The organism is Clostridium ihumii AP5, assembly GCF_000612845.1.
GTDB classification, from domain to species: Bacteria; Bacillota; Clostridia; order Clostridiales; family Clostridiaceae; genus Clostridium_J; species Clostridium_J ihumii.
Genome location: NZ_CCAT010000062.1, coordinates 133949 through 149239, shown reverse-complemented (window position 1 = coordinate 149239; position 15291 = coordinate 133949). Strand labels below are relative to the sequence as shown.

At 25.2% G+C, this 15291-nt stretch carries 16 protein-coding genes; 1 reads left to right on the top strand and 15 read right to left on the bottom strand.

Annotated elements, in window-relative coordinates:
• Positions 1-112: 112 nt before the first annotated feature.
• From BN346_RS11900 to BN346_RS11830, 15 genes are all read right to left on the bottom strand, one after another.
• On the bottom strand, positions 113-841 hold the full coding sequence (locus BN346_RS11900) for a DUF4829 domain-containing protein (RefSeq protein WP_051540349.1): 729 nt from the start codon (positions 839-841) through the stop codon (positions 113-115).
• 84 nt (positions 842-925) lie between these two features.
• Entirely contained in the window at positions 926-1750 is an 825-nt protein-coding gene (locus BN346_RS11895) for a DUF1186 domain-containing protein (RefSeq protein WP_040328848.1), read from the bottom strand.
• Between the two features lie 130 nt (positions 1751-1880).
• On the bottom strand, positions 1881-2603 hold the full coding sequence (locus BN346_RS11890; protein ID WP_040328847.1) for a hypothetical protein: 723 nt from the start codon (positions 2601-2603) through the stop codon (positions 1881-1883).
• Positions 2604-2710: 107 nt separating this feature from the next.
• On the bottom strand, positions 2711-3466 hold the full coding sequence (locus BN346_RS11885) for an OmpA/MotB family protein (protein WP_040328846.1): 756 nt from the start codon (positions 3464-3466) through the stop codon (positions 2711-2713).
• 33 nt (positions 3467-3499) lie between these two features.
• Positions 3500-4246, bottom strand: a complete 747-nt coding sequence (locus BN346_RS11880; RefSeq protein WP_040328845.1) for a flagellar motor protein — start codon at positions 4244-4246, stop codon at positions 3500-3502.
• 274 nt (positions 4247-4520) lie between these two features.
• Positions 4521-5714, bottom strand: a complete 1194-nt coding sequence (locus BN346_RS11875; protein WP_040328843.1) for a pyridoxal phosphate-dependent aminotransferase — start codon at positions 5712-5714, stop codon at positions 4521-4523.
• Positions 5715-5916: 202 nt separating this feature from the next.
• A complete protein-coding gene (locus tag BN346_RS11870; protein WP_040328841.1) occupies positions 5917-6564 on the bottom strand; it encodes a Dph6-related ATP pyrophosphatase in 648 nt (215 codons plus the stop codon).
• 158 nt (positions 6565-6722) lie between these two features.
• Positions 6723-8015 carry an NCS2 family permease gene (locus BN346_RS11865; RefSeq protein WP_040328840.1) on the bottom strand — a complete coding sequence of 431 codons (1293 nt, stop codon included), beginning with the start codon at positions 8013-8015 and terminating at the stop codon, positions 6723-6725.
• Positions 8016-8282: 267 nt separating this feature from the next.
• The gene (locus BN346_RS11860; protein ID WP_040328838.1) at positions 8283-9014 is read right to left on the bottom strand and encodes an amino acid ABC transporter ATP-binding protein; all 732 of its coding nucleotides are present in this window, start codon (positions 9012-9014) and stop codon (positions 8283-8285) included.
• Positions 9015-9029: 15 nt separating this feature from the next.
• Positions 9030-9695 carry an amino acid ABC transporter permease gene (locus BN346_RS11855; protein ID WP_040328836.1) on the bottom strand — a complete coding sequence of 222 codons (666 nt, stop codon included), beginning with the start codon at positions 9693-9695 and terminating at the stop codon, positions 9030-9032.
• Positions 9696-9705: 10 nt separating this feature from the next.
• Entirely contained in the window at positions 9706-10539 is an 834-nt protein-coding gene (locus BN346_RS11850; protein ID WP_040328835.1) for a transporter substrate-binding domain-containing protein, read from the bottom strand.
• A gap of 376 nt (positions 10540-10915) precedes the next feature.
• Positions 10916-12118, bottom strand: coding sequence for an alanyl-tRNA editing protein (locus BN346_RS11845; protein WP_040328834.1), 1203 nt, complete (start codon positions 12116-12118; stop codon positions 10916-10918).
• A 30-nt stretch (positions 12119-12148) separates the two neighbouring features.
• Positions 12149-13012: an AraC family transcriptional regulator gene (locus BN346_RS11840; RefSeq protein WP_040328833.1), complete on the bottom strand. Its 864-nt coding sequence runs from the start codon at positions 13010-13012 to the stop codon at positions 12149-12151.
• 384 nt (positions 13013-13396) lie between these two features.
• Positions 13397-14353, bottom strand: a complete 957-nt coding sequence (locus BN346_RS11835) for a TIM barrel protein (RefSeq protein ID WP_040328831.1) — start codon at positions 14351-14353, stop codon at positions 13397-13399.
• Between the two features lie 147 nt (positions 14354-14500).
• Positions 14501-14857 (bottom strand): carboxymuconolactone decarboxylase family protein, encoded by a 357-nt coding sequence (locus BN346_RS11830; RefSeq protein ID WP_040328830.1) that lies wholly within the window; start codon positions 14855-14857, stop codon positions 14501-14503.
• Positions 14858-15080: 223 nt separating this feature from the next.
• Between BN346_RS11830 and BN346_RS21945 the strand changes: the two genes are divergently transcribed.
• Complete coding sequence (locus BN346_RS21945) at positions 15081-15236, top strand: hypothetical protein (RefSeq protein ID WP_187372137.1); 156 nt, start codon at positions 15081-15083, stop codon at positions 15234-15236.
• The last annotated feature ends 55 nt before the right edge of the window (positions 15237-15291 follow it).

Sequence of the window (15291 nt, the reverse complement as noted above, 5' to 3'; positions counted from 1 at the left end):
CTCTCACTAACCATTTTAACCGTTAGCCTTAGGCGAATGTCAACATAATATATTATTTATAAAATTAAAAGGTGTAGTTTTATTAATTAACTACACCGTTTATAATCTATTTCTATTTTAAGTGACCATAAATATCAAATATTTTAAAGTTAGATTTTTCATTTTCCTTCACCACAACATAATATCTTGTGTAAGTTCCACTAGGAAATTGTGCTATACTATCTTGTTTTTCTGAAAGTTTATTAGTATATTTAACTTCTACAATTTTAAATTCTTTTGGATTTAGAGTTTCTAGCCTATCCATATAATCATAATACGTTTTTTCATTTTCATTTTTAGAGTATTCATCCTTACTTAAAACTTTTAAACTATGAATCACTATTTTTTCAGTATACTTACCTTTTTCTAAGTTTTCTTTGTATAGTTTAGGGTAATTTAAATATATATCATTTTGTACATATATATCTTTAAATTTATCATATTCATCACTTATCTCTACTTTTAATGCATCTAAAATGACTTTCTCACTTTCTTCATATGGTACAACTTCTGATTTAAATGTTCTTTCTCCATTTTTGTATTCTAACTCATATTGATTTTTAGTTGTATTATTATTTGAATTTTCACCAGTGTTTTTTATAACATCATTGTCATTTTTAATCTTATTAATAGATTGTGATTTTTCATCATCCTTTTTTGTTTCTTTTACACTTATCTCCACTTTTTTATCATTTTCATTTTTGTCACTATTATCTTTTTCTATAGTAACTTTTGCACAACCTATCATTGAAGTCATTGCTAATAAAATAGTAATTATTATTAGTAACCTTCCTTTTCTCATCTTTTCTACCCCTCATCTAATAAATTTGATTTTTTAATATTTACTTTTGTAGAGACTTTTTTAATTAAAATTTGTACACTTTACTTAATCAATTTTGAAATTTTCCTTAAAAATAGATTGATTACATATTTTTAATATTTCCTCCATATTTAAAGGTTCATCATCTTTAAAGCTGGCCCATGAACTTATTATTTTAGCAGCATTTGTAATCATAGAATTTTCTTTTTTTCCTTTGCTTCTATCTAACACTTCTTCTTTATCTAATTTCAAAGTATCATCTACATCTTTTAAAGATACTAAAAACTCATCTACCTCTTCATTTGCAAAACACATCTTTATAACTTCCAAACTATTATCTGGATATAAATCCATTAACCCTTTAATTACAGCAGTAATAACATGTATGTTTCGATCTTTTAACTTTTTCTCTAAAAGTAATTTGAAATATTCAACTATTTCAGTTCTATTTAATTTATTATTTAAAGTAAGTATTACTAAAAGATGTGCACATTCACTTCTTGCCATAGAATTTATCTTTATATCTTCTATTGCTTTTTTTATATCTTCTAATTGACCATCATATACACTTGCTAATATTTTAGCTGAATCTTCTACTAATGTATCACCATATAAATTAAAAGAAATTTTTTCTGGTAATTTTATCAAATCTAAATATATATTAAAAAGAATTTTTTCCTTAAACTGTGCTAGTAGGTATGTAGCATATATATGTCCCCAATAATGACTATTTTCTATGTAATTTTCATAATTTGATTTAAAATTTTTCAAATACTCTATAAGAAAGTTTCTGGATTCATCTTCTCTTATTGCAAGTTCTTCAATTTCCTTTCGAGGGCACTCCCCCTGATTATATTCAATACTATTCATTATTTCTTGTACTGTTTTCATTACTTATCATCTCCTTAATAAATATATTTAACTTATACTCATATATATATACTTAATTTAACAATATTTATTAAGAAAACATTAAAAGTGGTATTAAATATTATTAAGTACCACTTTTAATGTCTTAGTTCTATTTTCGCAAATAATTTATTATTAATATAATTAAAACTAAAAAAGATATTCCAATTATTATTTTTAAAGCTTCATTATTACTTATATTAGCAATATTGTCTTTTTCATTTTTAATAACATCTTTATTTTCTTTTAAATTTAGCATATGTTCTATTTTGTAGTCGATTCTACTATCATTAATAACTTTACCATTGTAATAAACATTTTTTTCATCTGACTTAAATCTTTTCTTAGCCCCATTGCTATTAATAAATTCCTTTATAATAAGTGCAGTTTTCCTATAATCTTTATTATCTTTTAAGTATAATACATTTAAATTTGCATAATTCATAGAATCCACAAGGTAAATACCATTAGCTGAAATAAAATTATCACCTTTTTTATTTAAAGATGCTAATATTATATCATTTTCTAATATTTTATCTTTTTTAGATTTGCTTCCTTTAAATAAATCATACTCTTTTATATTTTCTATTTTTATAGTGTTACTTACTTTTAATTTTTCTATATCAGTGCCTTTAGGTATCTTCTTATTTGTAATTTGAGTTGTTACATTTACCTCTATAGAATTCTCATAAACTTTTATTACTTTTCCAATTATAAGGATATCCTGCTCATAATTTAAAAACTTAGACAAATTTTCTTCTGCAAAAATTGTTATATAATTCAATGTGCAAATAGCAAGTATAATAAATAAAATTTTTATTACTTTATCTTTCATAAAATATCTCACCTTAATGAAAATTTAGCATAAAAATTTATACTACTTTATACTATTATATTTTTAAGTTATATTTTGGTGCTTAAATTTTAAGCACTTACAACATACTATTTCGAATTATTTTCTGTGTTTTCAAATTTTGAATTTAATATTACAATATCTACTCTTCTATTTTTGCTTCTTCCGCTTTCACCTTCATTGCTTGAAATTGGTCTATATTCTCCATATCCTACTGCTGAAATTCTATCTGGAGAAATTTTATTACTATCAATTAAATATTCTACAACATTAGATGCACGTAGCACTGAAAGTTTCCAATTTGATGAAAAATCATTATTCTTTATTGGTATATTATCTGTATGACCCTCTACTCTTATATAATTATTCATTTTATTTAATAATTTTGACACCTTATCTAGTTGTTCCTTCATAGAATCTGTTATATCTGCTTTTCCACTTTCAAAAAACATACTATCTTTAAAACTAATGATAAGACCTTTATCTTCAATAGATGTAGTTATGTGTTCTTTTAAATCTGATTCATTTATCAAATTATCAACTTCTGATTTTATATTTTCGAGTTTCTTACTTTCTACAAGTTCTGTATTAATTACATTAGGCTCTTGATTTTTTTCATCAACGTCACTATTTCCACTTCCATTTCCACCTTCACCTATTACATTTGTTCCACCGCCAAATACAGACTGAAAAGAATTTGACATTGCTTTATATTTTTGTGCATTTATGCTACTTGAAGAATACATAATAACAAAAAATATCATAAGTAACGTTATTAAATCAGAGTATGTTAAAAGCCATCTTTCTCCACTTTCTTTCTTTTTACCTTTTTTCTTTTTTCTCATAATATCACCACTTCTATAATAATATTATTATTATTAATCATTTAAAAAACCTTGTAGTTGAGTTTCTAATGAATTTGGATTTACACCTTCTTGAATTAAAATTACACCTTCTGTAATAATTTCTTTTTCCAATGACTCTAACTTATCAATATATTTTATTCTATTTGCTATTGGTATCCATAATAAGTTAGCAGATGCTACTCCATAAAGTGTTGCAATAAATGCAACTGCAATTTTAGGACCTAATTCATTTGGGTTTGATAAGTTCCCTAGTACTTGTACAAGCCCCATAACAGTTCCTATAATTCCCATGGTAGGTGCAAATCCACCTGCTGCTTCAAAAATTTCTGCTTGTTCTAATCTACCTTCTGAAATATTTTCATTTATATTTTCTAAAGAAGTTCTTACAACTTCTGGTTGTACACCATCTATTGCTAATTGAAGACCCTTTATTAAAAACTTGTCTATATCTGTTCTTGTTAAATATGATTCTAAGCTAAGCATGCCATCTAATCTAGCTTTAGCCGACATTTCCTTTAATAATTCAATCAATTCTTTTTTATTGTTCTTTTTTACTTTAAGCAAATCTTTTATTGTTCTTAAAATTTTTTTTATAGCTGATGGTGGAAATGATATTCCAATAGCACCAATAGTTCCACCAAATACAATTAAAGCTGCTGTTGGTTGTAGCAATGATCCTAATGCTCCTCCTTCTAAAACAAATGCTACAATTAAAGATAAAATGCCAATTAATAAACTCAATATAACACTTACATCCATTATTATCACAACCTTTACTCTTGATATTTTTTTACAACTTTGTAATTAAACATATTATATTTAATTTATAATCTGATTATGATACCATCATAAAAATAAGTCATTATACTTAACACAGTTTTAACTTATTTTTAACCTCTATATAAACATAATAATTAGTTTAATTCTTATGTTTATACTTAGCCTTTTTATTACTAAATATCTATATTAAATTATTAGTTTACATAAAAAAATCCCAAATAAACTAATGTTTATTTGGGATTTTTAAAATTTATTATTTATTTAATTTTAAATACTCAGTTAAGCCTTCTTTTAATATTCTTGCTGCATCAGCTAAAGTTTCTTTATCTAATACATATGCAAGTCTTATTTCATCTTTTCCAAGTCCCTCTGTACCATAGAATCCTTCTGCTGGACAAGGCATTACTGTTTGACCATCTATTTCAAATTCTCTTAATAACCATTTTACGAAATCATCTGCACTTTTTACTGGTAATTTCGCCATTATGTAAAATGCTCCTGTAGGTTTTTTACATATTACTCCTGGAACTTTTACAAGTTCATTATAAAGTACGTCTCTTCTTTCTCTATATTCTTCATTAACTTCTGTTAAATAAGATGTTGGAGTTTTGTAAAGCTCAATAGCACCCACTTGCTCTAATGTTGGAACTGATAATCTTGCTTGACATAATTTTAAAAGTTCTGTCATAACTTCTTTATTTTTAGAAGCTATAGAACCTATTCTAGCTCCACAAGCACTATATCTCTTAGAAACACTATCTACTATTATAACTCTATCTTCTACTTCTTTAATATTTCCAAAGCTTGTATATTCTCCTTCATATACAAATTCTCTGTAAACTTCATCAGCTATTATCCATAAATCATTTTCTTTAGCTATTTCACTAATCATTTCAATTTCTTCTTTAGTGTAAACAACCCCACTTGGATTTCCTGGATTAGATAAAAGTATAGCTGTAGTATTTTTATCTATTCTAGATACTATTTCTTCTTTTGATGGTAAATGGAAACCATTTTCAGCATATGTTGTAACTGGTCTTATAGTAACACCTACAGCATTTGCAAAACTATTGTAGTTTGAATAGAATGGCTCTGGTACTAATATATTATCTCCTTCATTACATATAGTTAACATTGCAAATAATAATGCTTCACTACCACCATTTACTATTAATATTTCATCCTTAGCAAAATTTATATCATAACCTTTGTAGTAGTTTTGTATTGCTTCTATTAATTCTGGAAGACCTTCTGATAATGCATATTCTAAAACGTCTTCTTTGTAGTTTTTAACTGCATCGAAAAATCCGTCTGGTGTTTTTATATCTGGTTGACCTATATTTAAATGATAAACTTTTTTACCACTTTTTTTAGCCTCTGCTGAGTAAGTTAATAATTCCATTATAGTAGATGCTGGAACATTTTTTATTCTTTTTGATATTCTCATTATTATTCCTCCTACGTTAATACAAGATTTTCACCTTTGTAAATTACTATACTATTTTATAACATGTTTTTAAATCTGTCATCTATGTAATCGTTACAATTCTAATAATAACCATAAAATAAATTACATTCAATACTGGATTCTTTATTTTTCTACTTAATGCTATTAATTTTCCCATTTTTAATGTATATTTATACATTATTTAACGAACATCTAAATAACCATATTTATCTTTTAATATATTTCCATAAGTTTTAAATTCTATAGGAAAACTAAATATAGGACCATCAAAAACAAAAGTATGATACTCTCCATTTTCTCCACATGGATCTGCACCAGTTTCTTTTATATCTTTTACTAATTCTTTTGTTAAAGTTTTACCTAAAAACTCTTCATTTAAATAATCAAGATTAATATTTTTAAGTATAGCTTTAAATCCACTATCTATAAATTCATATGTTACTTTTTCTCTATTTTCTTGCCACAATGGAAAAATCGCTTCAAGTTTACTATTTTTACATCTATCACTACACCATTTTCTGTGATTTTCTATATCAATATCACCAAAAACACAGCTGTCTGCACCACTATTTTTAGAATTTTCAAGAACTTCTTCAAATAATTTTTCATAATTTTCACCATTACATTTCATCATTATTAATGGTATATTTAATGATTTTGATATATCATTTAATATCCTTTGTTCTATTCCATGAAACCAACTTCTATTTAATTCCTCATCTACAGTTACCAAAAGACCTACTGGTTCATGCCCTTCTTTTATCATTCTATAAAGAGCTAACGTACTATCTTTTCCACAACTATATGACATAACAAATTTTTTTTTCATAAAATCAACTTATCCTTTCTAAAATATAGCTCATTCACTAATTAATATATATTTTATTATATTAGACTATCATAAATATTTAAATACAAATAATATTTTATATAATAAAAAGCAAAGCAATTTAAAATTACTTCACTTTTTAAAATAAACTTTATTCTTTATATTAAAAATTTCAAAATAAATATTATTCCTATTATAATTGTTGTTATGCTTATATCTTTATATTTTCCTGAACAAACTTTTAATACTATGTAAGATATTATTCCAAAAACTATACCATCTGATATTGAATATGAAAATGGCATCATTATAATAGTTAAGAATGCTGGTATTGCTTCTGTATAATCATTTAATTCAATTTCTTTTATAGGTTCTATCATAAATAATCCAACAAGCACTAATGCTGAAGCTGTTACTGCTGGAGTTATTACTGAAAATATTGGTGATAAGAATAATGCCAAGAAAAACATTACTGCTGTAGAAACTGCTGTAAGTCCCGTTCTTCCACCTTCTGCAACACCTGATGCACTTTCAACAAATGTACTAACAGTACTTGTACCTATACATGCTCCTAATGTTGTTCCTATTGCATCTGCAAAAAGTGCCTTTTTAATATTAGGAACTTTTCCATCTTTATCAAGCATTTTTGCTTTTGTAGCAACACCCACTAAAGTTCCTATAGTATCAAACATATCCATAAATAATAATGTAAATAAAACAATAACCATATCAAAACTAAATATATTATGCCATTCAAAAGTAAAAAATGAAGATTTAATTGATGGTGGCATACTAAATAATTTAGTTGGCATTTCTGTAATTCCCATAGGAATTCCTATTAATGCTGTAGCAAGCATTCCTATAAAAAGTGCACCCTTTACATTTTTACTTAATAATATTGATGTTACTAATATTCCTATTATGGCTAAAAGTCCTGGTCCTGAAATTATATTACCAAGTGCAACTATTGTTCCTCCTCCATCTGGATGAGTTACTATACCGGCACCTTCAAGTCCTATTAATGCTATTAATAATCCAATACCTACTGATATTCCCTTTTTTATATTTTCTGGAATAGAATCTACTATTGCTTCACGAACATTAAAAAGTGTTAAAAATATGAATATAATACCTTCTAAAAGTACTGCAGTTAATGCAAATTGATAAGAATATCCCATTGTTTTTACTATTGTAAATGCAAAGAATGCATTTAATCCCATACCTGGTGCTTGAGCAAATGGAAGCTTTGCATAAAGTCCCATTATTAATGTTGCTATTACAGCTGATAATGCTGTTGCAGTAAATACTGCTCCTGAATCCATTCCTGCTGCTGATAAAATAGACGGATTAACAATTAAAATATATGCCATTGTCATAAACGTTGTTATTCCCGCTATTATTTCCGTTTTTACATCTGTGTTATTTTCTTTAAGATTAAAATATTTTTCCATGCTATCACTCTTTTCGACATTTTTTTGAACACGTTTATTATAATAACACAAAAATTTAAATTACCCAATAGTTTTTACGAACATTTTAAACTTTTTTTTATTTTTTATATGCTATAGCGTAGATATATTTATTTTTAAAATCTATATTTATACTTATAAAATAGAAAAACAAGCTTTAAATTTAGTTATAAACCAAATTTAAAGCTTATTTTATATAACTTAAATATGTAAAATACATTGTAAATTAAAATTTAAATAGACGTGTTTCTATTTAACTTGTTTAATAAACTTGTTTATCCTACTGTTTTTATTTTCATTAAATAATTCTTTAGAGTTACTGATCTCAACTATTGAACCATTTTCCATAAATATTATTCTATCTGCTACATCTTTTGCAAAATTCATTTCATGAGTTACTATAATCATAGTAATTTGAGTTTTAGCTAAATTTCTAATAACATCTAAAACTTCACCAACAAGTTCAGGATCTAATGCAGATGTTGGCTCATCCATAAGTATTATTTCTGGCTCTACAGCTAATGCTCTTGCTATAGCTACTCTTTGCTGCTGACCACCAGATAATTTACATGGATAACAATCCTTTTTATCTTCTAATCCTACTTTTTTTAAATTTTCCAATGCTGTTTCTTTTGCTCTATCTTTACTAACCTTTTTTACAGTAATTAAAGGTTCCATAACATTTTGTATTGCAGTTTTATTTTTAAATAAATTATAATTTTGAAACACCATAGCTGTTCTTTTTCTTATACTTAATATATCTTTTTTATGAGCTGAAGATAAATCTATATTCAATTCACCAAATTTCAAACATCCTTTTTCAGCCTCTTCAAGGAAATTTATACACCTTAACAATGTGGATTTTCCTGTTCCAGAAGGTCCAATAACTGCTATTACTTCACCTTTTTTTATTTCTAGGTTTATATTATTTAATACTTTATTTTCTCCAAAGCTTTTACTCAAATTAATTATTTTTAACATAATAAATACTCCTTATTAAGTTATATTTAGTGACTTTTCTAGTTTATTTTGAATAAATCCAACAATTCCACTTAACGCCCAATAAACTAGAATTACACAAGTAAATGCTTCTAAAAACTTGTATTTTGCTGCTGCTTCTGATTGAGCTGTTGCCATTATTTCAGTTACTCCTATAGTAAATGCTAATGAAGAACCTTTTATTATATCTGCAAAAACATTAGCAAGTGTTGGAATTGCAACTTTTATAGCTTGAGGAAGTATTATTCTTCTCATAGCTTGAAAATATGTCATTCCAAAAGCATATGCTGCTTCCATTTGCCCTTTATCAATAGATTTTATAGCGCCTCTAAAGCTCTCAGAACAATATGCTGCAGCATTTAAACTAAGAACAATTATAGCAGATGTAATTGCACTTAACCCTTTCAATCCTGGTATTAGCTGAATTAATCCAAAATATATAAAAAACAATTGTGCAATTAATGGTGTTCCTCTAAAAAAAGATACATATATTTTTGCTATTTGACAAAGTATAGGTACTTTTGAATCTACTATTAATGCTATTATTGTACCTATAATTAATGCAAAAACTAAAGAAAAAAATGATATTTTTAAAGTTACCATTAAATATTTTAACATTAAAGGAATTAAATCCATTGCAAATTTAAAATCAAATGTAGGCATATAAACCACCTTAATTACTTTCTTTAGTAGTATCTAATCCAAACCACTTGTTTGATAGTTCAGTAAATTTGCCATCCTCATGCATTTCTTTTATAGCTTTATTTACATTTTCTATAATTTCCTTACTTGCTTCTTCTTTTCTAAAAGGATATTGATTTATTTCATATACACCTGTATTTATGTCTGCTACTTTTAAATTTAATTTACCTTGCTCTATAGTAGTTTTTGCTTTAACTTCTGATAACCATCCAGCATCTATTCTTCCTGCTTCTATATCCTTTTCCATAGGTACACCATCAAAAGGTACTATTTCCAATTCTAGATTTTCTTTTTCATTTAGCTCTTTTATTGTTTTTTCTCCATTTCCACCTAAAACACAACCAACTTTTTTGCCTTTTAATTCTTCAACTTTTGTTACATTACTATCTTTAGGTATTATAAATTTATATTTGCTATATGCATATGTTTCACTAAAATCATATTTTTCTTTTCTTTCAGGTGTAGTAGACATTTGATGCGCTACTGTATCTACTTTTCCTGCATCTAGCATGCCCATTAATCCACTAAATTTGGCAGTTTGAAATTCTATTTCATATCCTGCTCTTTTTCCTATTTCATTCCAAACATCAACTTCAAATCCTTTAGATTCATCATTTTCTTTAAAACACCAAGGAAAATATTCTGTTGACACTCCAACTATAATTTTATGGTTTTTAACTTCTTGTGATGTAGCTTTAGTATCATCCTTACTATTATTTGCTTTACTTCCACATCCTACAAAAATACTTGCACCTACAATTAATGTTGCTACTAAAGCAATTAATCGTTTACTTTTAAATTTCATTTTAACATTCCCCCTATTATTATAAATTTATATATAAAATAATTTTGTAATTAAATTATCTAATATGTAATAATTTATTCATAAAAAATTTTAATTCTCTTTAATATATAAAACTATTAAACTGCATTCAAAATTCTTCTAAAACTTACTTTATCTATCTATTTCTTCAATAGTATATCAATTAATGACTTTAGATTCATTAGTTATTACTATTTATAATAGACTTATATATTTATATTTAAATTACAAAAGAAAATTCTAAATTAAAAAGACTTTATCATAATTCACTTTTTAAATTTATTATAATAAGAAATTTAAATAAGCTTTAAATTTAGTTATAATCCAAATTTAAAGCTTATTTTTAAACTATTTAATTTTACTCATATATTTTCTTTATTTTCATGAATGCATAATCTATAACGGATTCTAAATTACTGTTATTTTTTCCGCCACCTTGAGCTAAAACAGGACTTCCGCCACCTCTTCCATCGATAAGTGTTATACTATCTTTTAAAAGTTCATTCATATTTATATCTTTTAAGCTTTTAGAACATGCAAATATTAAATTTGCTTTTTCTCCATCTTTAAGTGCCATTAAAGCAATTGTATCTTCATGTTCTACAAGTTTTGTTACAAGCTTATTTATGTATTTTGCACTTTCATTTTCATAAACTTTTTTAACTACTGTAACATTATTTATTTTATCTGCTTTATCTATCATTTCTTTAATTTCATATTTAGATAATATATCTCTAATTTTACGATTATCATCTAATAAATCTTTTATTTGTTCATTTAGATTTTTTATTGTATTTATAGCCTCTTCTTCACTGCTGCTTAGATATCTACATATATTGTTTGAAAATAAATCTTTCTTTAAAGAATCATCTATAGCTCTTTTACCTGCTAAAAACTCTATTCTTGTATTTCCTTTATTCTTCTCATACTTTACTATCTTAATCATTCTAAGTTCCATAGTATTACTCGGATGTACACCACAACATGCATTTATATCTAAATCGCCAATTTTAACTACACGTATTTCTTCATTTGTTTTTGGGAGTGCTCTTCTTAACTTTAATTTTTTCAAATCCTTTTTTAATGGAACAAATGATTCAACAACTAAATTTTCATTTATAATACTATTAGCAAGTTTTTCTGCTTCTCTTACCTTTTCCTCATCTAATATTCCTTGTATATCTACAGTACTAAAATCTTTACCTAAATGAAAACTTACAGTATTAGCATTAAAAAGTGTAAAAAAGCAACCTGAAAGAACATGTTGTCCTAAATGTTGATGCATTCCATCTTGTCTTCTATCCCAATTTAATTTACACTTAACTTTATGTATTTTTATAGGTTTTTTATCTACAACATGATATAATGTTCCGTTTTCTTCATACACATTAATAACATTAGAGTTTTCTATTGTTCCTAAGTCGCAAAACTGACCTCCGCCCCCTTCAAAAAAGGCACTTTTATCTAATACCACATGGAATTCATCATCTTTTTCTTTAACATCTACAATTTCAGCAACAAACTCCTTAATATATTGATCTTCATAATAAAGTTTCTCCATTTATAAATCCTCCAAATTTCATTTTATAATTTAATAATTATCTTGCATGTAATTTTCCTTATATTCCTTTGGTGATACCTTAAATGTTTTTTTAAATAACCTGGAAAAATTAGAGTAATCTTTAAATCCACTCTGCATACATGCTTCAGTAATGTTTTTGCCCTTTTTCATAAGACTTATAGCTCTAATAAGTCTTTTCTGCAATATATACTGATAAATGGTGCATCCTGTCTGATCTTTAAACTTATGCATTAAATAATATTTATTTATATATAAAGTTGATGCTAAATATTCAACTGATAAATCTTCAATTAAATTTTCATTTATATATTCTAAAATTTTTTCTATATTCTCATCATACTCAATATCAATTATATTTTCATTTAAATTATTTTTATCTAAAAATAACCTATTTAGATAAACCATAAATTGCAAAAATAACGAATTACTCAATATATGACTTCCAAATTCATCATCATTTTTAGATTTTTCTAACTCAAAAAGTACAGGTTTTAATTTTTCTAAAAATACTTTATTTAATCTTAAAAGATTCATTTTCTCTAAAGATGATTTATTAAAGCAACTTAGAAGGTTACATTCATCACTGTTATGACTAATTATGAATTTTGAATTCACCCATATTACAATTCTTTCATAAACTTCACTTGAATCTATTATAGGTCTATGAATTTCATTGCTATTTACTAAAAGTATATCCCATGGCTTTAATTTATAAGCTTTCCCTTCTATTAAATAAGTAACTTTACCTGAAAGAAATATAATTATCTTATTAAAATCATGATAATGAAATTCAAATTCTAGATCTTTTTTATCCTTTAAATGAAATATTTCAAAATCTTTTTTTAGATAACCTCTTTTATTTTCTTCTTCCATTATCCTTCTCCCAATCAATTTTTATTTGAAATAATTACTGTTCCCTTTACTAACATTATTCGCATCTGATATTTGAATAATTTCATTTTTTTAGTTTGGAACCCTATATAGAAATACAAGTTTAAAGTTTAAGTTATTCATGTTTCAGTTGAGAATTTTAATTTTAAGTTTTAATCTATATTTTTTAAAATTGACAACTGGTTCCAAATATAAATATACCAATAAACTGTAAGATTAGTAGTATCATTTGAGAAATACATTACTTTAAATTTGAACTTGGAACCCTATAATAGCTTAGTTTTAACCCCTTTGTAAATATATACTATTAACTATATCATATAACAAAAAAAACTACTACATTGTCAATTATAGTAGTTTAACACTTTATTTTAAAATATTATTTTGAATTTTTATAAATTCTTTTAATTCATCTACTGTGCTAGTTATAAATTCATAAGTCAAATAATCTGGATTACACATTCTTATTATTTCTCTTACTTTTTCACTTTCAAAAGGTTTATGCTGATCTATCTTCATAATGTAATAAAATAAATTTTCTTTCATTTCTTCTATAGACCCATTCTTTAAAATTTCTATTTCCTTTTTTCTATCATAACTATCAGAATAATTAAGATGTATACCTTTTATGTATTTTATATTTTCTTTTAAATCTTCTAAAACTTTAATTATGTATAATGCTGCTTCATTGCTATTTTTAATGTCCATATTATTATGTAACAAATGTCCTGTATCAAGCATTATTCCTTTATTTTTATATTGAATACCACTCATTAATTTTTCTATTATATTATTTTCTAATAATGTAAGTCCAGTCCACCATAAATTTTCAAATAATATAGTAACACTACAATCTAAACCATTTAAAATTTGATTTACTAAATCTATAGTTTCATTTATAATTTCTTCATTGCTATATTTAAATTTTAAATCATATGCTTCTCTAATAGCTACATTAAAAACATGAAATACCACATATTTAGCACCGATTTTATCTGCAATCTTTATTTCTTTTCTATATTTTTCTATTAATATCTCTTTATTTAATGCACCATAGTACTTTTTTATCTCATTTTCATCTTTAAACTGATTCAATAAAGCTTCTCTATCTTCTCTCCAAAAATCCATCCAATTAGAGTAAGATGATAAATGTACTCCTTTTATTAAATCTTTATTTATTGATTTCTCATTTAAATTCTCTATTTCTAAAAGCTCTATACCATCTAAGTTATTCTCTTTCAAAAATTTTTCAAGCTCCATACTATCATGATTAAATCTTTCTAAATCACAATCATATGTAGACATATTCATGACTTTAATCAAGTTATCACCTCATAATTTTCTATTATGTACTCACTATTTTAAATTTAAAATATTATATTTATATTTTGTTTCTATTATTTTAAAGTATTCCTAAATAAAAATAAAGATGAAAATTGTATTTCCATCTTTATTTCTATATTTATATCATTATTTTTGAAAATCTTTTTCAAATTCATCTAATGAATCTTTAAGTAATGTAACAGTGTAAGCCATGCTTGGACCACCACCGAAAGCTACTGCTACCATTGCTGCTTCTAATATTTCTTGTCTTGTTGCACCAGCTTCTAGAGCTTTGTAAACATGGAATACTATACAATATTCACAACGACTATATGCAGCTATAGAAACACTTATAAGTTCTTTTGTTTTTGTGCTTAAACCATCTTCCTTATATGTAGTTCCTAATAAATTCATAAATGCTCTTACATGCTCTATGTTAGTCTTTCCTAAGCCATTTAATCCGCTTTGAAACTCTTTCAACATTTTTCTTGGATCTTTACTCATTTTCTCTTCCCCCTAAAATTATTCTAAATAAAATATGTTAGAAACTTTTAATTAGTATTTAAAATAATTGTAATTTAGCCATTAATTACAATTCAAACATAACATTTAACAAATCATTTGTCAAATTATTTCGATTTTTCTTTTTATTAAAGTATATCTTATTTTGTAATATAATTTTATTATGTTAAATGTTCTTTTTAAAGAGCATATAGGAGGTTATTTTATGTCTAATAAAAATTTAGAAATGATGAAAAAAATTATTGAAGACAAAAAGAAAGCTAGTGCTAATCAAAATTCTAAGGGACGTCCTCAAAAATCCATAGGTGGAGCTCAAAAAGCACGTATAAGCACTAAAAATGGTGGGGTTTTTGATAAATAAATATTTTTATAGTAGAACAGGCTCGAATGTAAATATTTTCGAGCCTATAAATCCA